Origin of the sequence: Paenibacillus sp. AD87 (assembly GCF_001659845.1) — a bacterium.
In the GTDB taxonomy this organism is placed as follows: Bacteria; Bacillota; Bacilli; order Paenibacillales; family Paenibacillaceae; genus Paenibacillus; species Paenibacillus marchantiae.
This window is the reverse complement of the sequence record NZ_LXQN01000022.1, coordinates 193,406-219,313: the sequence shown is the minus strand read 5'-3', so window position 1 is coordinate 219,313 and position 25,908 is coordinate 193,406. Positions and strand designations below refer to the sequence as shown.

At 47.2% G+C, this 25,908-nt stretch carries 23 protein-coding genes and 1 other annotated feature; of the genes, 10 read left to right on the top strand and 13 right to left on the bottom strand.

Annotated elements, in window-relative coordinates:
• From gpAD87_RS29155 to gpAD87_RS29145, 3 genes are all read left to right on the top strand, one after another.
• Window positions 1-840: a carbohydrate ABC transporter permease gene (locus gpAD87_RS29155; RefSeq protein ID WP_024633028.1), complete on the top strand. Its 840-nt coding sequence runs from the start codon at window positions 1-3 to the stop codon at window positions 838-840.
• A gap of 186 nt (window positions 841-1,026) precedes the next feature.
• On the top strand, window positions 1,027-2,139 hold the full coding sequence (locus gpAD87_RS29150; protein ID WP_064642920.1) for a rhamnogalacturonan acetylesterase: 1,113 nt from the start codon (window positions 1,027-1,029) through the stop codon (window positions 2,137-2,139).
• A 450-nt stretch (window positions 2,140-2,589) separates the two neighbouring features.
• On the top strand, window positions 2,590-3,000 hold the full coding sequence (locus tag gpAD87_RS29145; protein ID WP_064642368.1) for a sensory rhodopsin transducer: 411 nt from the start codon (window positions 2,590-2,592) through the stop codon (window positions 2,998-3,000).
• A gap of 63 nt (window positions 3,001-3,063) precedes the next feature.
• Here gpAD87_RS29145 and gpAD87_RS29140 read toward each other — a convergent pair whose 3' ends face one another.
• The 5 genes from gpAD87_RS29140 to gpAD87_RS29120 form a co-directional block, all read right to left on the bottom strand.
• Window positions 3,064-4,221 (bottom strand): Ger(x)C family spore germination protein, encoded by a 1,158-nt coding sequence (locus gpAD87_RS29140; RefSeq protein WP_064642366.1) that lies wholly within the window; start codon window positions 4,219-4,221, stop codon window positions 3,064-3,066.
• Window positions 4,218-5,687, bottom strand: a complete 1,470-nt coding sequence (locus gpAD87_RS29135; RefSeq protein ID WP_063568160.1) for a spore germination protein — start codon at window positions 5,685-5,687, stop codon at window positions 4,218-4,220. The genes gpAD87_RS29140 and gpAD87_RS29135 overlap by 4 nt, the downstream gene beginning before the upstream one ends.
• Window positions 5,668-6,774, bottom strand: a complete 1,107-nt coding sequence (locus tag gpAD87_RS29130) for a GerAB/ArcD/ProY family transporter (protein ID WP_064642364.1) — start codon at window positions 6,772-6,774, stop codon at window positions 5,668-5,670. Before gpAD87_RS29130 ends, gpAD87_RS29135 begins: the two co-directional genes overlap by 20 nt.
• A gap of 69 nt (window positions 6,775-6,843) precedes the next feature.
• A complete protein-coding gene (gene trpS, locus gpAD87_RS29125) occupies window positions 6,844-7,836 on the bottom strand; it encodes a tryptophan--tRNA ligase (protein ID WP_064642362.1) in 993 nt (330 codons plus the stop codon).
• 161 nt (window positions 7,837-7,997) lie between these two features.
• Window positions 7,998-8,301 (bottom strand) — a binding site (T-box leader).
• 27 nt (window positions 8,302-8,328) lie between these two features.
• A complete protein-coding gene (locus tag gpAD87_RS29120; RefSeq protein WP_064642360.1) occupies window positions 8,329-9,264 on the bottom strand; it encodes a DMT family transporter in 936 nt (311 codons plus the stop codon).
• 177 nt (window positions 9,265-9,441) lie between these two features.
• Between gpAD87_RS29120 and gpAD87_RS29115 the strand changes: the two genes are divergently transcribed.
• A complete protein-coding gene (locus gpAD87_RS29115) occupies window positions 9,442-10,836 on the top strand; it encodes an aminotransferase-like domain-containing protein (RefSeq protein ID WP_064642358.1) in 1,395 nt (464 codons plus the stop codon).
• Between the two features lie 86 nt (window positions 10,837-10,922).
• On the opposite strand, the gene gpAD87_RS29110 is transcribed toward gpAD87_RS29115, so the two are convergent.
• Both gpAD87_RS29110 and gpAD87_RS29105 read right to left on the bottom strand, forming a co-directional pair.
• Window positions 10,923-12,242: a glutamate-1-semialdehyde 2,1-aminomutase gene (locus gpAD87_RS29110; protein ID WP_064642356.1), complete on the bottom strand. Its 1,320-nt coding sequence runs from the start codon at window positions 12,240-12,242 to the stop codon at window positions 10,923-10,925.
• 81 nt (window positions 12,243-12,323) lie between these two features.
• Window positions 12,324-13,367 (bottom strand): LCP family protein, encoded by a 1,044-nt coding sequence (locus gpAD87_RS29105; protein WP_064642354.1) that lies wholly within the window; start codon window positions 13,365-13,367, stop codon window positions 12,324-12,326.
• Between the two features lie 204 nt (window positions 13,368-13,571).
• On the opposite strand from gpAD87_RS29105, the gene gpAD87_RS29100 reads away from it, so the two are divergent.
• From gpAD87_RS29100 to bcp, 4 genes are read left to right on the top strand one after another with little or no spacing between them, the layout of a single operon-like run.
• Window positions 13,572-14,618 (top strand): ABC transporter ATP-binding protein, encoded by a 1,047-nt coding sequence (locus gpAD87_RS29100; RefSeq protein ID WP_064642352.1) that lies wholly within the window; start codon window positions 13,572-13,574, stop codon window positions 14,616-14,618.
• 1 nt (window position 14,619) lies between these two features.
• On the top strand, window positions 14,620-15,414 hold the full coding sequence (locus tag gpAD87_RS29095) for an ABC transporter permease (RefSeq protein ID WP_064642351.1): 795 nt from the start codon (window positions 14,620-14,622) through the stop codon (window positions 15,412-15,414).
• Between the two features lie 13 nt (window positions 15,415-15,427).
• Window positions 15,428-16,204: an ABC transporter permease gene (locus gpAD87_RS29090; RefSeq protein ID WP_175382219.1), complete on the top strand. Its 777-nt coding sequence runs from the start codon at window positions 15,428-15,430 to the stop codon at window positions 16,202-16,204.
• 44 nt (window positions 16,205-16,248) lie between these two features.
• Window positions 16,249-16,713, top strand: a complete 465-nt coding sequence (gene bcp / locus gpAD87_RS29085; protein ID WP_064642346.1) for a thioredoxin-dependent thiol peroxidase — start codon at window positions 16,249-16,251, stop codon at window positions 16,711-16,713.
• A gap of 95 nt (window positions 16,714-16,808) precedes the next feature.
• On the opposite strand, the gene gpAD87_RS29080 is transcribed toward bcp, so the two are convergent.
• From gpAD87_RS29080 to gpAD87_RS29060, 5 genes are read right to left on the bottom strand one after another with little or no spacing between them, the layout of a single operon-like run.
• A complete protein-coding gene (locus tag gpAD87_RS29080; RefSeq protein WP_064642344.1) occupies window positions 16,809-17,936 on the bottom strand; it encodes a GerAB/ArcD/ProY family transporter in 1,128 nt (375 codons plus the stop codon).
• Between the two features lie 44 nt (window positions 17,937-17,980).
• Window positions 17,981-19,090, bottom strand: a complete 1,110-nt coding sequence (locus gpAD87_RS29075) for a GerAB/ArcD/ProY family transporter (protein ID WP_064642341.1) — start codon at window positions 19,088-19,090, stop codon at window positions 17,981-17,983.
• 19 nt (window positions 19,091-19,109) lie between these two features.
• A complete protein-coding gene (locus tag gpAD87_RS29070) occupies window positions 19,110-19,346 on the bottom strand; it encodes a hypothetical protein (RefSeq protein WP_064642339.1) in 237 nt (78 codons plus the stop codon).
• A 5-nt stretch (window positions 19,347-19,351) separates the two neighbouring features.
• On the bottom strand, window positions 19,352-20,554 hold the full coding sequence (locus tag gpAD87_RS29065; RefSeq protein ID WP_064642337.1) for a Ger(x)C family spore germination protein: 1,203 nt from the start codon (window positions 20,552-20,554) through the stop codon (window positions 19,352-19,354).
• An 18-nt stretch (window positions 20,555-20,572) separates the two neighbouring features.
• Window positions 20,573-22,084 carry a spore germination protein gene (locus gpAD87_RS29060; protein WP_064642335.1) on the bottom strand — a complete coding sequence of 504 codons (1,512 nt, stop codon included), beginning with the start codon at window positions 22,082-22,084 and terminating at the stop codon, window positions 20,573-20,575.
• A 176-nt stretch (window positions 22,085-22,260) separates the two neighbouring features.
• Here gpAD87_RS29060 and gpAD87_RS29055 point away from each other — a divergent pair, with 176 nt between their 5' ends.
• Window positions 22,261-23,571, top strand: coding sequence for an MFS transporter (locus tag gpAD87_RS29055; protein WP_064642333.1), 1,311 nt, complete (start codon window positions 22,261-22,263; stop codon window positions 23,569-23,571).
• 146 nt (window positions 23,572-23,717) lie between these two features.
• On the opposite strand, the gene gpAD87_RS29050 is transcribed toward gpAD87_RS29055, so the two are convergent.
• Window positions 23,718-24,362, bottom strand: a complete 645-nt coding sequence (locus gpAD87_RS29050) for a DedA family protein (RefSeq protein WP_064642331.1) — start codon at window positions 24,360-24,362, stop codon at window positions 23,718-23,720.
• A gap of 245 nt (window positions 24,363-24,607) precedes the next feature.
• On the opposite strand from gpAD87_RS29050, the gene gpAD87_RS29045 reads away from it, so the two are divergent.
• Window positions 24,608-25,876, top strand: coding sequence for a polysaccharide deacetylase (locus gpAD87_RS29045; protein WP_064642329.1), 1,269 nt, complete (start codon window positions 24,608-24,610; stop codon window positions 25,874-25,876).
• Window positions 25,877-25,908 lie beyond the last annotated feature (32 nt).

Sequence of the window (25,908 nt, the reverse complement as noted above, 5' to 3'; positions counted from 1 at the left end):
ATGGTTTGGAGAAATGTGAAATGGCCCATCTATCACCTGTTCGTTGCAGCTTTGGCCCTCCTGATGCTTTATCCCGTTCTATGGATGCTTTTCAGCTCATTCAAAGAAAGTCGTACCATTTTCGTAACTGCCGAGTCATTGTTCCCAACGGAATGGATCTGGAGTAACTACGCGGATGGCTGGAAAGGCGCAGGCGGAAGACCGTTTATGGATTACATCACCAACTCACTCGTTATTGTGGTCATCTCTACGATTGGTGCCGTGTTATCCTCATCGCTGATTGCCTTTGGTTTTGCTAGACTTAACTTCAAAGGACGTAACTTTTGGTTCTCTCTGATGATGTTAACTCTGATGTTGCCGCATGATGTTGTACTCGTACCCCAATATATTATCTTCACGAAGCTTGGTTGGTTGAATACCATTCTACCGATAGTTGTACCTACGTTCTTCGGGATGCCGTTCTTTATCTTCCTGATGGTACAGTTCATTCGTACGATTCCGAAAGAGCTGGATGAGGCGGCTACCATTGATGGTTGTAACAAGTTCAGACTGTATGTACAGATTATTATGCCGCTCATCAAATCATCACTCGCAACGGCTGCGATCTTCTCCTTCTACTGGAGATGGGAGGATCTGCTCGGTCCAGTACTGTATCTCAACTCGCCGGATAAATATACGGTCTCCATGGCACTGAAAATGTTTCTGGACAGTGAGTCTGCCTCCAACTGGGGAGCGATGTTCGCGATGTCCATTGTGAGTCTCGTACCCGTTGTAGCCGTGTTCTTTATTTTCCAGAAACAAATTGTACAGGGCATGAGCACCAGCGGACTGAAAGGATAAACGATATTCACTGGATCCAAACCTGGATTAGCATATTGAACAAGGGGGTTGTTCCTATTGAATAAGGCCCAGGGTAGTCAGGCTGTTGCCACGGAGGTAACGGCAGAGGGCGGTGAAGAGGCCGTTACCCACTGGAAGTTCAATTTTGGACCGGACTCTGGCAGTGCAGGTGAGGTTGAGGGTTATTTGAAAGTGTCTGCCAGCACTGCATATGAAGAACAGGGAGAATACGGTTTTGAATCCGGCTCCCTTGTGTATGAGAAACAACGGATAAGTGAAGACGAAGTATCGAATTCCAGTAGGGCAAACAACGGCAAACAAGGGCAGGCCAATGTGTCTGCCCGATTGCGTTCAAGCTTTTGTATTCCGCTCAAGGCATCTTTCATCGTTGATGTACCTGATGGAACCTATCAAGTCTTGTTAATTGCAGGGGATGAATTGGCGGAGACGATCACCAGAATCAAAGCCGGAGAGGGCAGATTGATGCTGCCAACCATTCGTACACTTCCTGGGCAATGTGCAGAGGTTCGATTCTCGGTTGTGGTTCGTGGCGGGAAGCTCCGACTATCCTTCTCCGGTCCCGCGCCACGGATTAATGCAATGGAGATCACGCTTGCCAATCAGACGATGACAGTATTTCTCGCTGGTGATTCTACCGTGACAGATCAGCCGGAAAGTGGATATCCATACTGTGGCTGGGGCCAGCTGTTACCCGCACAGTTCAAACATGATGTTGCTGTGGATAATCATGCACAGTCTGGGCGCAGCTCCCGCAGTTTCATCAATGAAGGCAGATTGGATGCCATTCTGGAGAAAATTAAGCCGGAAGACTTTCTGTTTATTCAATTTGGACATAACGATGAGAAGCCGGGTCCTGACCGGGGAACGGAGCCTTTCACAACATATAAGGAATATCTGAAAAAGTATATCGATGCCGCCCGCGAAGCTAAGGCGCGTCCGGTGCTCGTGACACCGGTGCATCGGCGTTACTTCGCTGATGACGGCACATTGACCGACACCCATGGCGATTATATCGTCGCCGTGCATGAGCTGGCGGAAGAGGAAGGTGTGCCTCTGATCGATCTGGCTGAGCGAAGCCGCATTCTGTTCGAGCAAGCGGGCATTGAAGGCAGCAAGGAGGACTTCATGTGGGTGATGCCGGGTGAGTACGTGAACTTCCCAGCAGGCGTGGAGGATAACACGCATTTTCAGGAGCGCGGTGCCCGTCGCCTAGCCATGCAGGTGGCGGAAGCCATCCGCGAGCTGCGACTGCAGCCGCTGCATATGTATTTGAGGTAAGCAGCGGAGGAGGGCGGAATCGGAGCAGAGGGAGCGAAGCGTCCGCCTTTGGAGCGGGATTTCCCCCTGCTGAGGGGGAATAAAAGAAATCCCGAGCCAACAGCGGCCCATAGCCCGATCTGCCCACCGAAGCGCCTGCCCCGCAAGCAGCCTTTTTATTAAGCGAGTTAACGAAGTAACGAGCAAGGTTGCTCTTAAGTTGCCCAGCGAACATAGCGAAGGCAATAAGCCTTTAAAAAGCCATGGCGAGCGTTGCAGCGAAGGAGGGCGGAATCGGAGCAGAGGGAGCGAAGCGTCCGCCTTTGGAGCGGGATTTCCCCTGCTGAGGGGGAATAAAAGAAATCCCGAGCCAACAGCGGCCCATAGCCCGATCTGCCCGCCGAAGCTTCCGCCCCGCGAGCCTCCCGCGTGTTTAACTAATTATTGCATTAGCAAAGGAGGAATTATTTAATGGCACAGGATCAGACGAACACTTCAGCACATAAAATATCTTCCACAGCGACAGGTCACACCTACTGGGTGATTCCCGATGGTTACATTCCACCGGACAGCTCGGGCTCACTGGAGAGTCACGAGAGCATCTGTGTATTAAATACAGGCACAGTGGATGCACAGCTGCAAATAACGATCTATTTTGAAGATAGGGAACCGCTCGAAGACATCGTGGCTGAGGTGCCTGCGCGAAGAACAAAGCATATTCGGACAGCGTCGTTGAGATCGGGTGAACAACTCATCCCTCCTGGAGTACCCTATGCAATTACCGTCTCCAGCGATGTTCCTGTTATCGTCCAGTACAGTCGTCTGGATACCACTCAGCCTGAATTGGCACTCATGAGTGTTATGGCGTTTCCACTGGGATAAGACGAAATGAAAAGACGACCCGTAACCTTGCATGGACTGCAGGCTGCTGATCGTCTTTTTGCGTTACTCATCGTATTTATACGTACTGGCATTGAGGATTTTCACATGAACCTCGACCTTACCGAGTTTAAACCCCTCAAGTGGGTTGGCCCGTTTATATACCGCCTGTCTCCATAAGGGGAGATCATGACGATATAGATGTTCCACAAAACCGTAGGAATCAATCTTGCGTGATTTGGTTTTCTCAAACGTATTGCGAATTTCGGACTGAATCTGTTTCTCCGCTTCCTTTTCCATAACATGGGGAGAGCGATGAGAGTTATGATCCTCGATGATGGCGCTTTTAACCGAAGTAACCAGGTCGAATGTAACGCCATTTCCTTCTTTCCTCGCCTTAATCGTGGTCTTTGGGTGATTAAGCCTAAGCGTCAGCTCCGGCGTTTTGCTCCCGTTGCTGTATACATATAACGGATATTGAAAGACGCGGTCATAATTCACAAATCGTGTGCCATCAGCGTCCTTTCCCGTTACCCTGCCTTGATTTTTACCATTTGAAATGACGTAAAACCCATCCATTCTAATCAGCGGGGGTGTTTCATCCCCGTTATACCAAGTCTCGTTCTGATTGGTAATGGACGGCAAAAGAATAACGGAAGCAGGCTCCCGAAACCCGTCAAGGAGCTGATGAAGCCGGATGGGTTCATAACCGGAATGTTGCTTATACAGCTTCATCGGTTCAAACAGCTCAATGGTCTGGGCGGATTGGTTCAGCAGGGCAGAGGGAGCGAGTACATCTGTAATGTTACGCTCTGTACCGTAGAGCCATGGGGTATATCTCAGTTGGCCTGAATGCAACAGTGTATTGAAGACATCCTCCAGCCGTCCATTCAACACATTTTTGGATAAAACAATTGCTTTTACATGGGTCCAAAGCGTTTGTTGCTGAGACGTTTGATATAGATCATCAATAGCCATACTCAGCGTAGAACCCTCACCCCGTCCGATCCAAATATCACTTGCTTGCCTTGAAGTGGGTCCTTCCTGCTTGGCAATACTGGAGAAATCAATGAGTTGAGCGTAAGCAATGTATTGATTGTCCGCATAGTCTATCCCTACAGCCGTGATAAAGTTAATACTCTGAACCTCTTTGGAATCCCAGCACCCGGTCAGCAGGATAAAGCAGCTTATTAACAAGCTAACTTTAGCCATCCATCTAGTCACGAGCCTTTCCTCCGGCGAGTGGAATCCTGTGTATGGAGTACAGCTGGGCGCTTGGTCCGCTTCATAGAAGGGGGCATGGATACGGCTTGGGTGAAGTCGCCGGGTATATAAGGAGAGACGGGTGACAGGTATGAGACGCCATAACACTCCAAGGATACGAGGTGCACCAGCAGACCAAGTAGTCCAATCATGAAACCGAATAACCCAAGAATGGAAGAAATGACTAGCATCCCAATCCGGACTTGAGCAGTAGCCCCACTAAGCACGGTATTCACCAAAATATAGCTGGAGATAACCGAGATAGCGACCGTGACAATAATTGTGGGGGAAGTAATTCCTGCTCGGATAGCTGCATCTCCGATAATAAGCCCACCTACGACGCTGACGGTTTGTCCCAAGGCTCGTGGGAGTCGGCGGCCGGCTTCATTAAATAGCTCAAACATAAATATCATTAAAAATGCTTCCAGCGTTACTGGCATAGGTAGACCCATCCGTGTACCCGAAATGGTTGCAAGCAGAGGCAAGGGGATCTGTTCCACATTGAAACTAGTCAGGCCGATATAGAAGGCAGGGAAGAAGCAGGCAATCAGTAATCCGGATATGCGCAATATTCGCTCAAAAGTAACAATGAAAAAAGGGGTACTCTCGTCTTCCGGCGATTTTAACTGATTAAACAGAGTGGTTGGAGCGATAATGGCTACTGGTGAACCTTCAATGAGAACCGCAAATCGCCCATTTAAAAGAGAGTCCACGACATAATCGGGTCGCTCCGTATTATCAGTGAGTGGGAAGATACTGCGAATTCCCCCCATAATGGCACGTTCCATAATAGAGGTACCGAGAATGCCATCGATTTCAATTTGGTCGAGATTTTGGCGTGCTTCTTTCAGAATATCCGGGTTAATGATGTCTTTGACATACAACAGACCAATAGCGGTCTGGGTACGACCACCTTTAACATATTTCTCATAACACATGGAAGAGGTTTTCATTCGTTTGCGAATGAGGCCAATATTCACGGATAACTCCTCAGTGAACCCATCCCGAGGCCCTTTAATCGATGACTCGATTGCCGACTCCTCAGGGGTTCTTCCTGGTATACTCGCGATATCTAGACTGCAGGATTGATCACCATTTCCGAAAATGAGCAGTAATTGTCCGCTGAAAATCAGCAGATTTAAATTCTCTGTATCTGTGAGATCATCCACTGGATTCAATGTTAACCCCAATTCTTTGGGATGTGCTTCTTCTTCATGTAGAGAATGCTGTTCCAGCCGTGGGATAATAAACTGATTAATTTGTTTACCATCGACCAAACCGTCGCAATAGAGCATAATCACCGACATATCGGTTTCATCTTTGGCAGGAAAGCTTTGAATAACAACATCTGCGCAGGGACTGAACTGCTCTTCGAAAGAGGCAAGCAGCGTTTCATGGGACGTGGTGTCAATCGTTTGGTGCTCCATGATGTTTCCTCCTCTGATGGCGTGAACTGATGTATGCAACTGCTGTTGCAACCACCGCTAGTCCGCTCAGATACACGAGATTGAACGGGAATATGTATTGGACAAGCAGTTTTTCGAATGTCATATCATCCAGAGGATACAGCATGGTAAGAATAAAAAAGACGCCAAGAGTGGCACAACATATGATCCTTCTGGAGGAGCTCTTAATATTCCAAATTTCTACTACAATATACATGGCCAGACTAATCCGGGTAAAAGAACCGGCGAGCCACTGATAAATGGAAAAGAAATCAGTCTGGGCAATATATTTGCCCAAGGACGCAATTCGCCATTCTTCAAAGGCGGGATATCGCATTTTGGCAGCTTCAAAAGGGTCAAATTCCACGACCGCCCCAATGAGTGGGCCGAGTGTCAGCCCAAGGATAATTAACGCGAGCATCAGGTACTGCCATACACGTATCCGTTTGGAGAGGTGGGGCTGCAGATACCAGATGAACAGCAACTCAAACATGCCTGCAAGACTGTAGACTGTGCCATGAAGCACGGGATGCCAGCCATGTTCAAGCACAGGCAGCAGACGACTGTAATCCTTGTACTGTGTATTGACGATAGCTACATAGAAGCCAAGCAGCACAACCAGGGGCAGGATCAAACCTGCTGTAAATGCCAGAGAGCGTATTCCTTTATAGGCCGCATAGGCACAGAGAGACATCAGAGCAATGCTTGTAACCAATATGGGCGTCTCCGTCAGGTAATTGGTTTTGGCCCAAGTGGTGGTATCATGCAGAGTGAAGTAGATCACGGACAGAAAAAAGAGGCTGTTTCCCACCCGAAACAGCATGCCAAGAGGCTTGCCAAGATGGGAAGTCAGCCATTCATGCAGGGTTTGGTGCTGGAGAAAACGAGAGACATAGGCAAGCATTAGAGTGAATAAAAGATAAGGCCCTGCAGACAACAGAACGGATATCCATGCATCTCTTTTGGCCGAAGACAAAAGGGCAGGGATGATCAGGACGTGACTGATCAGGCCTACAGATAACATCATTAACATCATGGCTTGCAAAAAAGAAGGCTGTGTTGGTTTCATGCTGAGGGGACCTCTTTTCCCAATATACTGTTCTCAGCAGTGTTAACGTGATCAAGCCTTCTCATACCGTCAGTCGAAATAACGTATCCCCATCGCTTCACGAACCTCAAGCATCGTCTCACGTGCAGCCTGACGGGCCTGGCGTGTGCCTTCCACGAGGATTTCCTTCACTTCATGTCCACGTTGTTCATAGTAATTTCTCCGTTCACGGAAAGGGGAGAGCAGTTCGTTAATTGCAGTGCCTGCAATCATCTTGCAATCCTTACAACCAATGGTGCCGTCACTACAGCTCGCATGAATCTCAGCGGCCTGATCCTTTCGAAACAGCTGGTGATAGGCAAATACCGGACAAATATCCGGATGTCCTGGGTCAGAACGATGAATGCGGGCAGGATCGGTTTTTGCCCTGGCCAGCTTGGCATACACATCATCAGGATGAGCATTCAACGAGATGGCATTGCCCATGCTTTTGCTCATTTTGCCCACGCCATCCAGTCCGCCCAGCCGTTCTCCGGTCAGAATACGTGGTTCAGGCAGAACTGGCGAATATAATTCATTGAACCGCCGGACCAGCTTCCGCGCTGTTTCGATATGTGGGATCTGGTCTTCCCCCGCGGGAACAAGGGTTGCTTTGCAGAACGCAATATCCGCAGCCTGACTGACGGGATAACCGAGAAATCCGTAATAGAGATCCTTATAGCCACGGTCACGCGCTTCGTTTTTAATCGTGGGATTATGCCGAAGATTGTTCACCGTGATAAACATGGAGAATATGACAGTCAGCTCGGCAATTTCCGGGATCATCGACTGGATGAACAGAGTGGCTTTATTGGGATCGATACCTACGGCAAGATAATCGAGTGTCACTTGATGCACGCTGTCTGCAATCATCCCCGGTTGATCATAGTGGGTCGTAAGCGCCTGTACATCAGCCAGTAAAATATACGTTTTGTACTCATCCTGCAATTGCACCCGACTGCGCAGGCTGCCAACGTAATGGCCGAGATGAAGCTGTCCTGTTGTCCGGTCTCCGGTTAAAATAATGTCTTTGTTCTTGTTCATGGTTCATTCTCCTTTGATGTTGTAATTTTTCGATCCTTAATTGCTGACGCCACCAGCCGTCTTCCACGACCATCACCTCCTTTCAGCCTGCAACAGTTTTGGGTACATACATAAATCAAAAAAGCCTCGTCCTTCATCCTGTTTCCCAGACGGGAACAGAATAGAAGGACGAAGCTTATGCTTCGCGGTGCCACCTTAATTGGCCGCTGGTTGCGGCCCACTTGAGGGATACGGATAAATATATGCAGAAAGCCCACATATTCCTTATCGATATCCTGTCCATGGATAACGGCTGAACATGCCGCCTTGCCTACTGACGATCCGCGCTCCTGAGTACAGGTGGCAGAAAGGGTTCAACTCGGAACTCCGAAGCCCATTTCCACATGACCGATACACCTGCTCACACCATCCGCCGGCTCTCTGAGGTATCCTGTCCTGTGTACTTCTCTTCATCATTGTTGATAACATCCGTTTATAATTTTTCACATTGTATCATGCTTTATCTGGATTGACCAGCTTGCGTTTTCTTCCGCTCATATTGGTGCCAAGTACACCTGCGATGATCAGCAAGGCTCCAACAAAGTGGTATCCATGGACAGGTTCATGCAATATCCAGGCTCCGCCAGCAATCGAAATGAGTGTGGACAAATTACTGAATACACTCATTTTGGAAGCTTCCAGATGAGTCAGGGCATAACTCGCCAGCAGCGTGGAGAACATGGTGGAGAGGACGGCCAGATAGGCCAGTGCTCCTAGGTAAGATGCATCTCCGAGTGGCTTCACATAATCCATCATGGTTCCGCTCGACGCATGACGAATCAGAGAAGCTGCGTTGAACACGATAAATCCAACCATCAGGGTCACCCAGGTCAATTCCATCGGTTTATATTTCTGCGCCAAGGGTCTTGCCAACACACCATAACCTGCAAAACACACCGTGGAGAGCAGCAGTAAAGCAATACCTTTAAAGTTTCCTGCCGACATCCCGCTTCCTTTCATCAAGAAAATAAAGATTACACCCGCCACGGACAGCAGCAGGAACAGTTTTTGCAAAAGGGATGTACGTTCCTTAAGAAAGATAGAGGCTAACACAAGTGTGAATACGGGGGCCATCGCCTGGATAATCCCTGCTTCCGATGAGTTGGACGAGACTAACCCGAATGCCTGAAAGGCAAAGAACAAAACAGGAGAGAGCAGCCCTAACGGAATGATACGCCACAGATCACGAAGGGTTAGCTTGATCTTGATCCATCCGAAAATGACAGGGATGCTGACTACGAGTAATGACAAAGCAAAACGATGTGCAAGTACATCAATTGGATGTGCCACACTCACCGTCATTTTGACAAATAAAAAGGATAAACCAATAATGGCTGCATATAAAACAGCTGCTACATATGCGTATGTTCTAGTCTGGCTATTGTTCATAGGGTTTCCTCCAATAATACGGTTTTTCTTTACTACTACAACCGCGCATATGTTGCTGCGTACGCTGTCTGACCTTATTCAATATACTGCCAGACCAATAGTGGTACAATAGACAAAAACGTTTACTGTACCGGTACACTTAAGGTAATGCTGAAGTCGGAGGAGTTGCAGAATCCAATGAGAAAATACGAAATAATCGCCGAATCACTTAAGCAATGGATTCAGGACCAATTGCGGCAGCAGAATAGTGGACAATGGCAGGACAAAGGAATCAAACTGCCGGCTGTGCGTGTTCTGGCTGAGCAGTATCAATGTAGTGTGAGTACAGCCATACGAGCGTATGAGTGGCTGGAAGAGCGGCATCTGGTCTACGCGGTGCCTCAGTCCGGATATTATGCGGTACAGAATGGAGCCGAAGTGGAGGATGGAGAGTGGCAGGGACCGCTGGATTTTGCCTCTGCAGCTCCTGATCCGCGTGTATTCCCTTATTCCGATTTTCGCCATTGTGTGGATCAGGCAATGGAGAAGAAACAGGCGGATTTGTTTTTGTATGGAACCGAGAGAGGCTTGCCTTCCTTGATTGAATTGTTGCAGAAGCAATTCGCCGATTATCAGGTGTTTGCCCGGAAGGAGCAGTTCTTTATTACTTCAGGGGTGCAGCAAGCTCTAGCTGTGCTGGCGTTAATGCCTTTTCCAAATGGGAAAAAGCAGGTAATGCTGGAACTACCGGGTTATCATAATATGCCTTCGCTTCTTCAAGGACTGAATGTCCCTATTGTATGTGTCAGGCGCTCTCTGGAGGGCCTGGATTGGGACGCACTCGAACGACAGTTCCGCGAAGGAGACATCAAATTTTTTTATGTTATGCCGCGTTTTCACAACCCGATTGGGACTTCCCTGACGGCAGCTGAGAAGAAAAAATTAATCCGCCTGGCGCAGCGTTATGATGTCTATCTGGTAGAGGATGATTTCTTGGTTGATTTGGAAGAGAACACAAAGCAGGACCCGTTATGGTCCTATGATACGGAAGGGCGAGTCATTTATTTGAAAAGTTACTCCAAAATCCTGTTTCCCGGCCTGCGGATTGGCGTGGCTATTCTGCCTGCAAGTCTTACTGCATCGTTTAGTAAATACAAAAAAATGCTCGATATTGACACTGCGGTACTATCCCAGGCAGCACTTGAAGTCTACATCCGTAACGGGATGTTTGCCCACCATGGCAAAGTCATCCGCAGTCGTTATGCTGCCCGGATGAACAAGCTGTATCAACAGCTTAATGCTTACCCGGACTTTGCTCCGTTTGTGAATGCACCACGCACAGGAGGGGAGCATACGGTTCTGCCACTGCCTAAGGATATGCCACTCAAGGTCTTGCTGTCCCGGTTGGAGCAACGGGGAGTGATTGCCGATACAACAGAACGATATTTTCCGGAGGGTGCACAGGAGGTACATCAGGATAAAATGCTGCGGTTAAACATATCCAATGTACCTAAGCAGCGGATCAAGGAAGGGCTGAGGATTATCCGTGAGGAGATAATGAAACTGCAAAAGGCGTCCACACAAGCGGAATAATCGCTTGTGGGACGCCTTTATTTCATGTGATTAATTTAATTTCAGTGACATGCTATGCTGCGACGTGTGAATTGTTAGATAACGGTTTACGCCTGAGCCATAGCTTTGAAGGAAGCTTCTGCGGCTTCCAATGTTTCTTGAATATCCTTGTCCGTATGTGCAGTGGTCAGGAACCAGGCTTCATATTTGGAAGGAGCCAGATTAATGCCACGATTCAGCATATGACGGAAGAAGGAAGCGAACAGTTCCCCATCGGTATCCTGGGCTTGATCATAGTTCGTAATCGGATGGTCACAGAAGTGGGTGGAAAAGGCACCACGAATTCGGTTAATGGTTAACGCAATACCATGACGATCCGCAGAAGCCTGAAGTCCTGTTGTCAAATCAATCGCAAGACGTTCCATCTCTGCATATACACCTTCACCTTGCAGAACTTCCAGACAAGCGATACCCGCAGAGATAGACGCAGGGTTACCAGCCATCGTTCCGGCTTGATAGGCCGGGCCGAGTGGAGCAACCTGCTCCATAACCTGTTTACGCCCGCCGTAAGCACCGATGGGCAGACCGCCGCCGATGATTTTGCCAAGTGCAGTCAGATCCGGTTCAATTTCTGCATGATTGTCGAGTCCCGCGTACGTCTGTGTGGAGCCATAGTGGAAACGGAAGGCTGTAATTACCTCGTCGTAAATTACGAGTGAGCCGTTGGCCCGCGTCATAGCACAGAGTCCTTCCAGGAAGCCAGGTTCCGGCATGACCATACCGAAGTTGCCGACAATCGGTTCAACCATGACTGCGGCGACATCATCGCCCCAACGCTCCAGAGCTGCTTTCAGGCTGTCCAGATCGTTGAAAGGTACCGTGATGACTTCGTGCGCAATGCTCGTTGGAATACCGGCACTATCCGGAATACCCAGCGTGGAAGGACCCGAACCTGCTGCCACAAGGACCAGGTCGGAGTGACCGTGATAACATCCGGCGAATTTCACGATTTTATTGCGTTTGGTGTAGGCGCGTGCAACCCGGATTGTGGTCATGACTGCTTCTGTACCGGAGTTTACAAAACGAACCTTGTCCATCGAAGGAATGGCTTCTTTCAGCATTTTGGCGAGCTTGATTTCAAGTTCTGTTGGCGTGCCGTACAGCACACCATTTGCGGCTGCCTCGGTAATCGCCTGGGTAATATGAGGGTGAGCATGTCCTGTAACAATCGGGCCGTACGCCGCGAGATAATCGATATAACGGTTGTCGTCGACATCCCAGAAGTGCGCACCTTGCGCCTTTTTCATAAATACAGGTGCACCGCCACCTACCGCTTTGAATGAGCGGGAGGGACTGTTCACACCTCCTACAATATGTTGAAGTGCTTCTTCGTATAAAAGCTCGGAACGGGAACGTGATGGATTCATAAAATAACTTCCTTTCGTATTAGATAAGCAAAACACAGCGAGAGGGCAGCATATGGGCTGCCCTCTGCGTGTTGCACGTCATTACTGTGCAGGTTGCTTGGAGTCTTGATCGTCACCGCTTGCCGTTTTGTCTTCGGCTCCGGTAGTACTGCCTTCTTCTTGAGCAGGAGGATGAATGATGTCTTGAATATATTGCTTCAATTTTTCTTCATTGGTTACGGACAGCACCTCAGCTCCGCCAGGTGTCCGCTCTTCCTTGAGCATTTTCATTGGCGGAATTTGCTCGCTGCCGTTCATGCTGCTCTGATATCCGAGTCCGCCCAGCTTCCACATGTCGGAGAGGGTAAGATTGGTATCTACATAAGGATTTACTTCTTCCAGAATGGAAGGCAGTTTGGCAATGGTTGTCGTTGACTGCATTTTCGCTGCTACAGCTTTCAGGAATTCGCGCTGCCGCTCGGAGCGTGCATAATCCGACATGGCATCATGACGGAAGCGAACGTACATGAGAGCCGTATCGCCATCCAAATGCTGGTAGCCTTTTTTCAGATCAATATCGTATTCATTATTGTCCGCTTTACTTGTATAGTGCATGTCCTTCTCTACGTCAAAATCCACACCGCCAACGGCATCCACCAATTTGATGAATCCTTGGAAATCGGTATACACATAATACTGGACAGGGATACCCAGCAGGTCTCCAGCAGCTTTCATTGCTACGTTGGGACCATGGGTAATAGCAGTGTTGATTCGTTCCTTGCCATATCCGTCAATGTTGACGTATGTGTCGCGCAGAATGGAGAATAGATTAATTTTTTTGGTGAGTGGGTCAAGCGAAACGACCATCATGCTGTCAGAACGAGGAACTTCCCCCTTCTCCAGCCCGCGGGCATCAACACCCATAACGAGAATATTAACCGTTTCGGTGCCTTCCCATTTCGGAGGATCCGGTGTACTTACTTTTTCAACATTTTCGATACCGGCAAACGGCGATTCATCGCCTTCCTTTTGCAAGCCATTCAACTGATTGAGAATAGAACCGAAATAAAATGCCGCAGCGCCTCCAACAATAAGCACGAAGGCGGCAAGAGAAATCCAAATGGTTCTCTTCGTCTTTCTGGTCATGCTAGCTCTCCTTTGTATTCAAAATAAATGAAGATGAGTCCAAATTGATTTAGCCCGGGCTTTCCGTACACGACATATCTGTGAGATACAACAGAGGACGCGGCCTCAGACTATTTTTTAAAGCTTGCTGAATTTTGACTGATACTATTATAATTTCTTTTTGGGCTACAAGCAATTTCAACAAAATCCAAGTGAGGTATAATCATGCTGGCGATTGATGTCAAAGATTTACGCAAGTCGTTTAGCGTCCAGAAAAGTCGAGGAGGGCTTAAGGGCGCATTTCAGGATCTGTTTGCACGTCAATACCAGGAGGTCTTGGCTGTAAATGATATTTCATTTCAAATTCCGCAAGGCGAAATATGCGGATATATTGGGGAGAACGGTGCCGGTAAATCAACAACGATTAAGATGTTGACCGGCATTTTGGTGCCTACTTCAGGGCAAATATCGGTTGGTGGATATGTTCCGTATCAGGAACGTGAGAAGTTTGTGCAGAATATTGGTGTCGTATTTGGTCAACGCAGCCAACTCTGGTGGGATATCGGTGTTATTGAGTCCTTCCATTTGCTGCGCAAGGTGTATCGAGTAGGTGAGGTCGATTTCCGCAAACGTCTAGATGAACTTGTTGAGCGGTTACAGCTTCAGGATTTGCTGAACCGTCCTGTTCGTAAGCTCAGTCTTGGACAGCGTATGCGCTGTGAGCTGGTCGCTGCGCTGCTGCACAATCCAGATATTGTTTTCCTGGATGAGCCTACCATTGGTTTGGATATTGTTGTGAAATCGGAAATCCGTGAATTCCTGAAAGACATGAATAAGGAACACGGAACAACCATTTTGCTGACAACCCACGATCTGCAGGACATCGAAGCTTTATGTTCAAGAGTTATTATGCTCGATGCGGGCAATATCATCTATGATGGCGGGTTGGATCATCTGAAGTCCCAGTGGGGCAAGGAACGGGAAATCCGGTTCAAGTTTGGCACGGCTCATCCTATGGAACAAATGCTGGAGTGGACGGCTGCGCTCCCTGTTCGCTGGACGGTGGAGAATGAACTGTCCGCATCGGTCTGGATTCCACTTGAACTCAACGTGTCGGATGTGCTGGGACGCGTCGTTGGACAGGCAGATATTACCGATATTCAGATTATTGAGATTAACACGGATGAGATTGTGCGCAGTATTTACCAATCCGGTTCCGCCGAGCGTCCCGAAATTTTGGGCGCAAAGAACGAAGCGGTGGGTGTATCTTAAGATGAATAGTGCATTTTTTGATTTTATGCGCATCCGGTTCCTGACGATGCTTGCATACCGGGTGAATTATTATTCCGGCATTTTGATATATACGCTGAATATCGGCGTGTATTACTTTACGTGGCAAGCCATTTACGGCAGTAGTGGTGAACTGGGCGGTTTTACGGCAGCTCAGATGACGACATATGTGGCTGTATCGTGGATGGCGCGTGCGTTTTATTTTAACAACCTGGACCGGGAAATAGCCGCAGATATTCGGGATGGCTCCATTGCCATTCAATTCATAAGACCGATCAACTATGTCATGGTCAAAATGATGCAAGGACTAGGCGAAGGTATTTTCCGTTTCCTGCTGCTCATGATTCCTGGAATGCTCATTGCCATTCTGTTGTTCCCGGTTGAACTGCCTACGGCGCCGTCCGCGTGGATTGGCTTTCTGGTTATGTTGTTCTTCAGTTTCCTCATTAACTCCCAGATTAATGTCATTACGGGACTGGCCGCATTTTTTGTGGAAAACAATGAAGGTATGATGCGCATGAAGCGGGTCGTGGTTGATCTGTTTTCGGGTCTGATCATTCCAATCAGCCTCTATCCGGGCTGGATGTCCGCAGTGATGAAAGTATTGCCTTTTCAGGCCATTACGTATCTACCCGGTTCGGTTTTCACCGGAAGAGTGGAAGGCACAGGCATCTGGAGCGTACTCGGCATTCAGGTGTTCTGGTTTGTCATACTGCTCATTCCGATGATGCTGGTCTGGCGTCAGGCGCGCAAGCGTCTGTTCGTGCAAGGAGGATAACAGAGTGTACTATATGGGTCTGATCTGGGAATATTTAAAAAATTACATGAAAACACGTCTCACGTACCGCGCCGACTTTTGGGTTGAGATCCTTTCGGATTTGCTGTTCCAGGCAACCAATCTGATCTTTATCTTTGTGGTTTTCCGACATACGGATAATTTGGGCGGCTGGAGTGAGAGTGAAGTCCTTTTTGTTTATGGATATTTTATGGTGCCTTACGGCATCTTCAGTTGCTTTATCAATCTGTGGGGGTTCAGTGAACGGTATATTGTGAAAGGTGAGATGGATCGCATATTAACACGGCCTGCGCATAACCTGTTCCAGATTTTACTTGAAAATGTGGACCCGCCTGCACTCGTTGGTTCGTTTATCGGTCTGATCATTATGGTCATCAGCGGTGCGGAGATGGGACTTGTGCTGGAGTGGTGGCATATTCCGGCCCTCATTATTCTTACGCTTAGTTCAGTGTTAATCTATGCAGGAATCTATATCACCTTGACGTCTCTGTCCTTTTATTCGGACGCGCCTACAGGTATCTTGCCATTAATGTACAACATTCAGGGATATGGACGTTATCCGGTAACCATCTATAACCGCGCGATTCAGGTCCTGTTAACGTGGGTCATTCCATTTGCCTTCGTGGGCATTTATCCGGCAGCCCTGTTCCTGGAACGATCCGAAATGCATCGTATGGCGATGCTGACACCTGTGATGGGATTGGTGTTTGGCTCCATCGGTCTTCTCCTATGGAATTATGGCGTGAAGAAGTATCGCGGAGCAGGATCATAACAGATATCCATTGAAAGTATAGACGAGATATAGGAGGAAATGAGATGACATTAACCGAAGGCAAGCTGGCACCAGACTTTGAACTTCCGTCCAGTACGGGAGAGACGGTGAAACTCTCCGATTATCGCGGACAGCGGGTGCTTATATATTTTTACCCGAAGGATATGACTTCTTCCTGCACACAGCAGGCATGTGATTTCCGTGATCGTCATGAGGAGTTCAAGGGATTAAATACAGTTATTCTGGGGATTAGTATTGATCCGATGAAGCAGCACCACAAATTCATTGCCAAATACGGTTTGCCATTCATTCTGTTATCCGACGAAGAACATCTGGTTGCCGAGAAGTACGGCGTATGGCAGCTCAAAAAGATGTATGGCAAGGAATACATGGGCATGGTACGCTCCACGTTTCTCATTGATGAAGAGGGTGTTTTGTTGAAGTCGTGGTCGAAAGTTCGAGTTAAAGGGCATATTGAGGCTGCGTTGGAGGCTTTACAGCAACTTTAGGAAGTTAACTTGCCTGTTCTCTATACATCGAAAAAATGTTTACTTCATAAAAAAGGCTGTGCTCGCGGTATATATACCGTGAAGCACAGCCTTTTTTATGTGGGATAGCGTTCTGGATGGGTCTGATTTTTTCTGTTCTTGCCAAAGCGAATGCGATGAACAAGTAAAAGCAACAGAGGAATAATAAAACTGCAAGTAATGTCCCAATCCACCCATGCAGGCATAATGGTTTCGATATAAAAAATGACATTGGGGGAGATCAGGATGGCCAATGCAAACATGAGCAAGGATGAAGGGAGAATGAGCGGTTTGTATGTTTTCAACTGAAACAGCTGAGCTAGTCCGATAACAAAAGCGAACATGTACAGCAGACTTTTGAAATAGGTCGCAATTAACCAGGCAGTAGCCATGAAGGCTTCAATGCGCTCAAAGAAGTTGCCGATATTAATTTTTTGAGACAGGGTATACGAAATGAAAATGTTATGCTGGGTTAAGAAAGGACCCACAACCATAAGGGAAAATAATAGCAATACACACAGGAGCAGACCTCCGCAGAAAGTGGCAAGTAACAGGTCTCGTTTAAGGTGCGGACCTGACACTACATAAGGAAGAATCATCGTAAGCACGAGCAGCTCCCCGAAGGAGGTAAATGCTCCACGTACAACGGTTTCAATCAAATGAACCCGGCTGATGTTAAAGATAGGCTGCAGATGTGAAACATCTATTTTGGGCAGCAAACCCACGAACAGGAGAACCATAAAAACAACAACAATAGGGGTCAATAGTTCACTGGTTGCTCCCATGGTTTGCAATCCTTTCATTAGGCCCCAGATCAGTGAACACATGAGCATAATCAAAATGACACGGATGGGGGTCTGGAGGTAGATTTGAGTCGTCATGAAGTCTCCAACTTCCCGGATACAGATGGCAGCGCCTATAGCGAAATAGAACAGGTAACCAGCAGACAAGATCGATCCAATCCATGAACCAAGCAATTTCTTGCAAATTTCTATCAAAGATAGTTCAGGGTAGGTTTGTTGTAGTTTGTACAAAATCCAAATGATAAATAGACCGATGGGCTGACTGAGGAAAGAGCATATCCATGCATCCTGTTTCCCCAAGGTTGTGACCAACGAAGGATAGATCAAAATCATATCCCCAACCATGACAAGAAAGGTAAGTAAGGTGAATTGCCGAATGGTAATTTTATCTTTAATTATCATGGTCTACAGCCTCCTTCCTGACATATTAGAACTCCAGTATTGCCTTATCCCGAAGGTTTGTTTTTCCATCCCTTTTTGAACATGTGCACCAACAGTAACAGCCCTGGCAATATAATGCTCAATGTGGTATCCCAATCTACCCAATATGGAACGACCGTAATGACGATGAAGGTCAAATTGGGAGAGACCAGATTGGCAAGGCCGAATAACAACAATGATGCGGGCAAAATAAGCATCCGGTATTGCTTGAGCTTGAACAGTTCAGCACATCCCACAATAAATGCGTACAGATACACCATCGCTTTGACATACGTGGAGATAAGCCAGGAAGAAGCCATTATGGCTTCAATACGCTCAAAGAAACCACCTATATTAATCTTCTGAGATAAAATAAAGGAAGCATAGATATTATGTTGTGTAAGGAATGCACCCAGAACAAGCATGGAGATAGTAACCAGTACCGCCAACAACAGGTTTCCAAGTGCTGCAGAAATAAGTACATCCCGGGTTTGATGTGCCTGTTTTAGCGTGTAAGGGATAATCATCATAATGGGAACCAGTTCCCCTACCGGATATATGATACTCACGAGAATGCCCTGCAGGATGGGCACGACGCCGGTATCCATCATTATGGGCTTCAGATTGCTAGGATCAACTTGAGGCAGTAAACAGAATGCAAGCACGAGAATAAACACAATAAGAATAGGCATGAGCAGTTCACTGCTTCGTCCCATCGTTTCTAGACCATGGTATACCCCCCAGCCCAGTGTAATAACAAACATCAGGATAATGACTCGGATCGGGGTGTACTGAAAAATCTGGGACGTGATGAAATCTCCAACCTCTCGCGTATGTGCTGAGGCACCTATTAAAAAGAAGAAAAGGTAAAATACAGTGACCAAATTACCTGGCCAAAATCCTAAAATGCTTCGTGAAATTTGTACCAGATTCTTCCCTGGATACAAACTGCATAGTTTTATGAACATTAGCATAAGAAGCATCCCGAGTGGAACCCCTACAAGAGCACATATCCATGCATCTTGTTTAGCATAGGAAGTGATGACCGAGGGGTAGATCAGCATCATATCCCCGACCACCATCATGAAAATGAGGGTGGACAATTGTCTTGTTCCGATACGGCCCTTCTCAAGCATAATGGTCCCCTCCTTTTCACTAAGTTCCAGTCAAGTGTGCAAGAAATTGATTTACAGGTTCATAGATCCATATGATGAGATAAAGTGGACTGGGGATTTCCCACAGGTTGGCCGCGAAGATGCTTAGAAAGGTAGCCAGGATCAGCAAGACACTGTAAACAGCTGTTTCTTTCCATTCCTTGCGACGTATGAGCCCGGGCAGATCGAACCACCCAATGAGCCCTGCGGTCACAATGACACTAAGTGTAAGTAACACCTGTCTCACTCCCTAATTTGATCTTTAAATGAATCATCCAGTGTACCTACACGTTTGATTTGTACATTGACATCGTAATGGACATCCAGATCTTCCAAATAACTGTCCCAATCTTTCTCCACTTTTTTGAAAAACTTGGGATCAGCATGGTAGACCTCTTGCCCGAATCCGAAAATATCAACGTGAAACTTGCGCTGTACCGATTTGATGGATTTTTGCATCAGTTCTACAAGACGTTCCTCACTGTCCCGTTCCAATTCCTTGAGTACTTCCATTGAACCGATTTTGATTCCACATTCAACGGCACCTATGGAAGATACATTTTTGATTTTAATATTGATTAAAGGGTGATCTGCCACGACTTTTGCTTTCCGTTTGGTCGTTGTACGAAGTGTTTTGAAGGTCACATATCCTTCTTTTCGGCAAGGAAGATGGCTGATGGTGGATACCACATTGTTTCGAATGTAGTTATATCCCTTGGATTCATCCTCCGTTAGCCACCCAATCAGCTTGTCTCCCTTGAATACAGACAGCCCTGTTGAGTTGAGGCTGGCAGGAGCCTTAATGGTCCCAATGTTAGCTTGACTTCCACTTTTCTCAGGTTGACCAACAACCTCCACCCCGGTAATTACAGGCTGTATTCCAGGAGCCAAAATGTATTCCATTAACTGATCCCCAGTTACGGTTGTTGTGGGTGACCAAGTCTTGGTGGATACATCCAATGAATTAAACATCTTCTCCGCAGGTAAATTTTCAAGTGGTGTCAGCACATCTAGCACCTTGGAAGCTGTTGTATTTCGTGCAACCATGACGTAGTAGTCAGGACGAACCGTAGGCTCGCGCATTAATGCTTCTGTGATATCATAAATGCCCACTTTGCGAGCATACTCTTCGCCAATGACCATCACGCGGATATGTGCCATGAATATACGACGTGGGCTAGATTCCGTTAACTTTTGAATGGCTTCAAACAAGGTAGGCGCAGAAGCCTGATACTGAGTCACAGGCGTTCCTTTACCTCCTCCTGACTTGGAGGATACTTCATTGGGAACAACCACTTGAGCACTAACCTTAATCATATCGCCATCCTTGTCTACACCAAGACCCAGCATGATGCCAAGCTCATTGAGTTCCTGTCGATCCCAGCATCCGGTAAGGAGGGGGAGCAGAACGGCAAAAGATAGAATCAATTGTAGGCATTTGTTCATACACGTTCTCCTTACCGATTATCGCTTCGTTTTTTTGTTAGCTTGTCTGGTTTCGTTCGCAGTTCCGGTAGAGAGCGGACGGGTTTTCATCCGGGTCCAAGGCACGCGGAAAATGGTATCTTTGAGATCCTTCCCGATGTAAGGTGCGAACGGGGACATGTAAGACACACCAAAAGATCTTAAACTGCATAGATGGGTTACCGTAATCAGCAGAACCATCAGAATTCCGTAGAAACCAAAGGCAGCAGCCAAAATCATCAGGACAAATCGCAGAATCCGCACAGATATGGATAGTCCATTTTCCGGAATAACATAACTGGATATCGCTGTAATGGATACGATAATAACCATGGCAGCCGATACAACGCCTGCATCTACTGCGGCCTGACCAATAACAAGGGTACCTACGATGGAAACGGCTTGACCGACGGTCTTTGGAATACGGATGCCGGCTTCCCGCAAAATTTCATAGGTCAGCTCCATTAAGATGGCTTCAATAAATGCCGGAAATGGAACACCTTCACGCTGAGCTGCCAGACTAATAAGCAGGTTGGTAGGTAGCATCTCCTGATGAAAGGTAGTAATGGCAATATAGAAGGATGGAGCGAGCAGCGCGATAAAGAACGCCAGATAACGAATCATTCGAATCAATGAGCTAATATCGGCCCGTTGGTAATAATCTTCGGGGGACTGAAAGAAATGAACAAACAGAGCGGGAACAAGCAGTACGAAAGGAGTACCGTCTACAATGATCGCGACCCGACCTTCAAGCAGTGCGGCGCATACGGTGTCTGGTCGCTCACTGTTATAGACCGTAGGGAAGATCGTACCTGTTTTGTCCTGCACGAGCTCCTCGATATATCCACTTTCCAGAATAGCGTCAATATCAATCTCATCAAGCCTTCGCCGCAGTTCTTTTATAACCTCTTGATCGACGATATGCTCCAGATATACCACGGCTATCCTGGTGTTGGTGACTCGGCCAAGCTCCCTTTCTTCAATCCAGAGATGGGGGTCACGAATTCGTTTGCGGATCAAGCCTGTATTCGTTCGCAAATTTTCATTAAAGCCCTCCATGGGACCGCGAACAACCGTCTGGGAGATGGGTTCGCCGACGGCACGGTCTTCCCAGCCTGCCGCTGCAATTTTCAGACCCTGATTGGAACCTTCTAGGAGCACAACGGCAAAGCCCGCCAGAAGGGCATCAAGAACGTCTTTCATCTCATCAATCAATATCACGTTGCTGGCCACCAAGACATCATTCTGGAGATAGATCAGATGCTCATTTTCCGCTGAGAAGTCAGGTAGCTCTCGGGTTTGTAACAAGGATTCCAGGATGGAATGATTCACAATCTGCACGTCTACCATCCCATCGATGTACAACATGACAGAAGGCCATTTGTGCAAACACTGCAGAGGACGAATCATCAAGTCTTTGCTATTCCCCATCACCTTCTTACAATAATCCGTATTTTCCGTAAGATTCGGAGATATTCTCTGATCCTGGCTGCTCTGCGCTGTTGTACTCATTCCTTCACCCCTTATACACCCTATATTTGCAAATTAGTATGACCTGGATGAATCAGGATTATCACAAAAGTGTTATTGAATATCCCACAAAATAAAAAAAAGGACATTGTCAATCCTTGTATATTAGAATTTTATCTAATTAGATTAATGTCTAATATTAGAGAAGAGGATATGTCATGCTATTTAGATCTTCCATTGTGATCCTGCTACAAAAAGAATCGGAGTACCGCAAGTTCTTTGTCGCGGGACTAGTGAACGGCATAGGTGACCGTTTTTGCCAGGTGGCCATGCTTTCGTTAATTCTCAGCACAACAGGATCTGGACTTGCAGTAGGACTAGCCCTTGGTCTGCGTGTGCTTCCATTCCTGTTGCTTGCCCCGGCAGGTGGCATGTTAATCATGCGCTTCTCACGGAGAAAGATTATGCTGCTTACCAATTTGATAAGGGTGCCTCTTGCTCTAAGTTATTTACTCGTAAACAGTGCAGATGATTTGTGGATTCTATATACAGCGAGTACTTTACTAGCCTGCGCCGAGGCTCTTTATGCGCCGGTCCGTAAATCAGGCATACCACTGCTTGTTCAGTCGGAACATTTGCTCAAAATTAACGGACTTGAACAGGTCATGAACGGTACGGTGCTGATCGTAGGTGCCTTTCTTGGAGGGATCACCTCATCCGTGATGGGGCCGCAGGCTGCTTTTATAACCAATGCACTGTGTTTTCTGATGGCTGCTGTTTTGATTCGAAAAGTCTCGTTTCCATCGGGAGTAGGTACTGAATCAAATGGGAGATCGCTTGAAAATGTGGAGAGCTCAGCCGTTTCAGCTACTGGTAATTCTTCAATGATTACTCGCGCTAATGGTGCAGTTTATGTTCTTTCGGTAATATGGAGGCTGGTTCGATCCTCTGTAGCATTACAGATCATCATCCTGTTCGAGTTATGGGTACCGGTCATCAACGGGATCGACAATGTATTGATCAGCGTATATGCAATTGAAGTGTTTGCCCTTGGAGATTGGGGTGTAGGTCTGTTCTATGCGGCGCTTGGGACGGGACTGGTATTAAGCAACTGGTGCTCTCGTTATTTTCAGCATTGGCTGCTTCCAGGAGTAGTAATATGTCTGCTCGTGGAAGGGGGATTGCTTATGCTGCTTAGTATGGCGACTCTGCCATTGATCGCAGTGCTGATCTATATACTGTTGGCCCTTATGTCAGGGGTAGGAAATGCTTGTCTGGATACACTGCTAATGCGTGAAACACCTGAGAAATATCGAGGGCTCATCTATGGTTTGGTGACGGCTTGCAGTAGTAGCATGTTGGGGTTATCCATGTTTGGTGCAGGTTTGTTATTAGAAGTGGTAGAGCCACGGAAGCTTGGTTTCGCAGGCGGATTGGGTTTTGCGGCAATTGCTGTTTTGCTTACAGTCTATGGATGGCTAAGGGCACGTAATGCTTTTAAGATTAGACGTACCACCAAAAGAACATGAAAAAAAGGAGCCGCAATATGCAGCTCCTTATTAATAACAGAAGGGTTAACCTGGTGTTCCCACATCTAATAGGCAGAAAAACCTTTGCGCTAAATGTGTCTGAATTCAACCACTGATATCATCGATAGATATGTGAATGGTACCGTTTATTTTTGTCTTTGCCGAATCGCGGCAGGTTTGCGCAACGATCGGGCTGCCCACGCTTTTCGATAGCGGTACAGTACGGCTGCAATTAACAGCAGGCCGATTCCCGCCACGATGTAAGCTGTATATTGATGGGCAAGATGGAACACCGCGTTCCATTGGGGTCCGAATATTTTGCCAATACCCAGGAACAACAACACCCAGAACAGTGCGCCTGAATAGGCATAGAGAGCGAATTTACGAAAGGGAACAGCGGCTATACCCGCGAAATATCCGGTGAAATGTCTCACTCCCGGAATGAAATAACCGATGAAGATCAGGGCATTGCCGTACCTGGCAAACCACTTTTGTGTTTTATCCAGCTTGTCCTGTTTCATCAGAAACCATTTGCCATATCGTGTAATGAACGGCAGACCTGCTTTGGCCCCAATAAAATAAGTGATCGTCATGCCAATCGTCGTTCCCAGAAAAGCAAGGATGGCAAGTATTCCGAAGTCCAGATGACCCTTGTAGGACAGAAACCCTGCATAAGCCATAGTCGTTTCTCCCGGGAAGGGAAGGGCGATGAATTCCAGCAATAAACCAAAAAACAAAACGCTGTATCCGTAGGATCCAAACAGATGCTGGACCTTCTCAAGCAATTCCAATAGACTTCACTCTCCTGCAGACAGGGTGGGAGGAGATGCTTACTCTCCAAGGAGTTTTGTTCACGATCCTACCTGTCCATTATGCTACCTAATCCGAAGCCAAGAATCAATCACGAGCCATCCCAAATTGTGAAAAATTATAAAACAAAATCGCGTCTTTTTTCAGTGAGTCCTCCATATAATTCTAACAAATCTGCTGAAGTCTATCAGCAAATTCACTAGAGACGTTGGAGGTTGATTCGAACATGGTAACACCAATACATACAATTTTATCTGGAAAATGGTCTGTGCTTATACTTCGCATTGTGTTACTGCTGTGTGTATTCGCTGCATCGGCCGGCACAACTTACGCTTCCTCAGTATCGGGGTCTGATGCACCCGCCTCCAAAGAAGAGAATCCTCAAGACAAGGTAGTCTATTTGAGTTTTGACGATGGACCGGGTAACCATACCCGTGAAGTATTGGATATTTTGCGCAAGGAGCAGGTTTTGGCTACATTTTTTGTGCTTGGTGAGCAAGCAGAACGTTATCCTGAGATGATCCGTGCGGTTGTGGAAGATGGACATGCTTTGGGCAATCATACGTTTAATCATAATTATGAACAGCTGTACAGTGATTTCAAAGTGTTCTGGAAGCAGATCAAACAGACTGAGGCAGTCGTAGAGCGAATTACAGGATTTCGGCCGAATCTGGTCCGGGCACCGGGCGGTACCTACGGACATTTCGACAAGAGTTATTTTGATCTGCTGAAATTGGGCGGGTACACCGTTATGGACTGGAACGTAGACAGTAGTGATTCCAAACGGAAGGGTGTTCCGGCCAAAGAAATCTTACGCAATGCGACCAAGGTGCCTGCCGGGGCACGTTCGGTCATTGTATTGATGCATGATGGAGGCGCTCATGCTGAGACGGTAAAAGCACTACCTGGCATTATCAAGTATTACCAGGATCAAGGTTTTCGTTTTGACACGATGAAGGCCACGGATCAGCCTGTTCAATTCCGCATCGATTCCAATGGTAAATACAAGTCTCGCAAAGCTCCGGGTAAGGAATGGGTCGCAGAAAATGTACAGGAGAACAGCAACCTGTGGTTGGCTGGCAAAGAATTGAAGGTGGAAATTGGCTTGGCAGCAGCCACGTTGAAGCAAGGAGAATTTCGCGTGGAAGATCAGCGGATCATGGTGCCTTTGCGGACCTTTATGAAAAAGTTCGGTGGCAGCGCTCGCTGGAATGCAGAGACCCGGACAGCTACAGCCATATGGAAAGACCGAACCATCCATGCAGACAGTATCAGCGGAGACCTGACAACGAAACGTGCAGACCAGATGAATGACAGAACGACAGAGGGAGTCGTGCGTAGTCAGGGAGGAACGATCTGGGTTCCGCTGCGGGAATTGATGGAGCATATGGGAGTAACCGTTGATTCACTAAAGGCGAATGAAAAGGAATGGATGGTTAAAGCCAGCGTTCCTCTGGCAGCAGCGAACAGCATGTATTTGGATAAATTGATCTGAATAAAGTCGTTCGTACAGGACTATTCTCTCTA

Coding starts and splice junctions, on each gene's coding strand:
- gpAD87_RS29155 (WP_024633028.1), top strand. CDS start 1: ATGGTTTGGAGAAATGTGAAATGGCCCATCTATCACCTGTTCGTTGCA.
- gpAD87_RS29145 (WP_064642368.1), top strand. CDS start 2,590: ATGGCACAGGATCAGACGAACACTTCAGCACATAAAATATCTTCCACA.
- gpAD87_RS29135 (WP_063568160.1), bottom strand. CDS start 5,687: ATGGAGCACCAAACGATTGACACCACGTCCCATGAAACGCTGCTTGCC.
- gpAD87_RS29130 (WP_064642364.1), bottom strand. CDS start 6,774: ATGAAACCAACACAGCCTTCTTTTTTGCAAGCCATGATGTTAATGATG.
- trpS (WP_064642362.1), bottom strand. CDS start 7,836: ATGAACAAGAACAAAGACATTATTTTAACCGGAGACCGGACAACAGGA.
- gpAD87_RS29120 (WP_064642360.1), bottom strand. CDS start 9,264: ATGAACAATAGCCAGACTAGAACATACGCATATGTAGCAGCTGTTTTA.
- gpAD87_RS29115 (WP_064642358.1), top strand. CDS start 9,442: ATGAGAAAATACGAAATAATCGCCGAATCACTTAAGCAATGGATTCAG.
- gpAD87_RS29110 (WP_064642356.1), bottom strand. CDS start 12,242: ATGAATCCATCACGTTCCCGTTCCGAGCTTTTATACGAAGAAGCACTT.
- gpAD87_RS29105 (WP_064642354.1), bottom strand. CDS start 13,367: ATGACCAGAAAGACGAAGAGAACCATTTGGATTTCTCTTGCCGCCTTC.
- gpAD87_RS29100 (WP_064642352.1), top strand. CDS start 13,572: ATGCTGGCGATTGATGTCAAAGATTTACGCAAGTCGTTTAGCGTCCAG.
- gpAD87_RS29095 (WP_064642351.1), top strand. CDS start 14,620: ATGAATAGTGCATTTTTTGATTTTATGCGCATCCGGTTCCTGACGATG.
- gpAD87_RS29090 (WP_175382219.1), top strand. CDS start 15,428: ATGGGTCTGATCTGGGAATATTTAAAAAATTACATGAAAACACGTCTC.
- bcp (WP_064642346.1), top strand. CDS start 16,249: ATGACATTAACCGAAGGCAAGCTGGCACCAGACTTTGAACTTCCGTCC.
- gpAD87_RS29080 (WP_064642344.1), bottom strand. CDS start 17,936: ATGATAATTAAAGATAAAATTACCATTCGGCAATTCACCTTACTTACC.
- gpAD87_RS29075 (WP_064642341.1), bottom strand. CDS start 19,090: ATGCTTGAGAAGGGCCGTATCGGAACAAGACAATTGTCCACCCTCATT.
- gpAD87_RS29065 (WP_064642337.1), bottom strand. CDS start 20,554: ATGAACAAATGCCTACAATTGATTCTATCTTTTGCCGTTCTGCTCCCC.
- gpAD87_RS29060 (WP_064642335.1), bottom strand. CDS start 22,084: ATGAGTACAACAGCGCAGAGCAGCCAGGATCAGAGAATATCTCCGAAT.
- gpAD87_RS29055 (WP_064642333.1), top strand. CDS start 22,261: ATGCTATTTAGATCTTCCATTGTGATCCTGCTACAAAAAGAATCGGAG.
- gpAD87_RS29045 (WP_064642329.1), top strand. CDS start 24,608: ATGGTAACACCAATACATACAATTTTATCTGGAAAATGGTCTGTGCTT.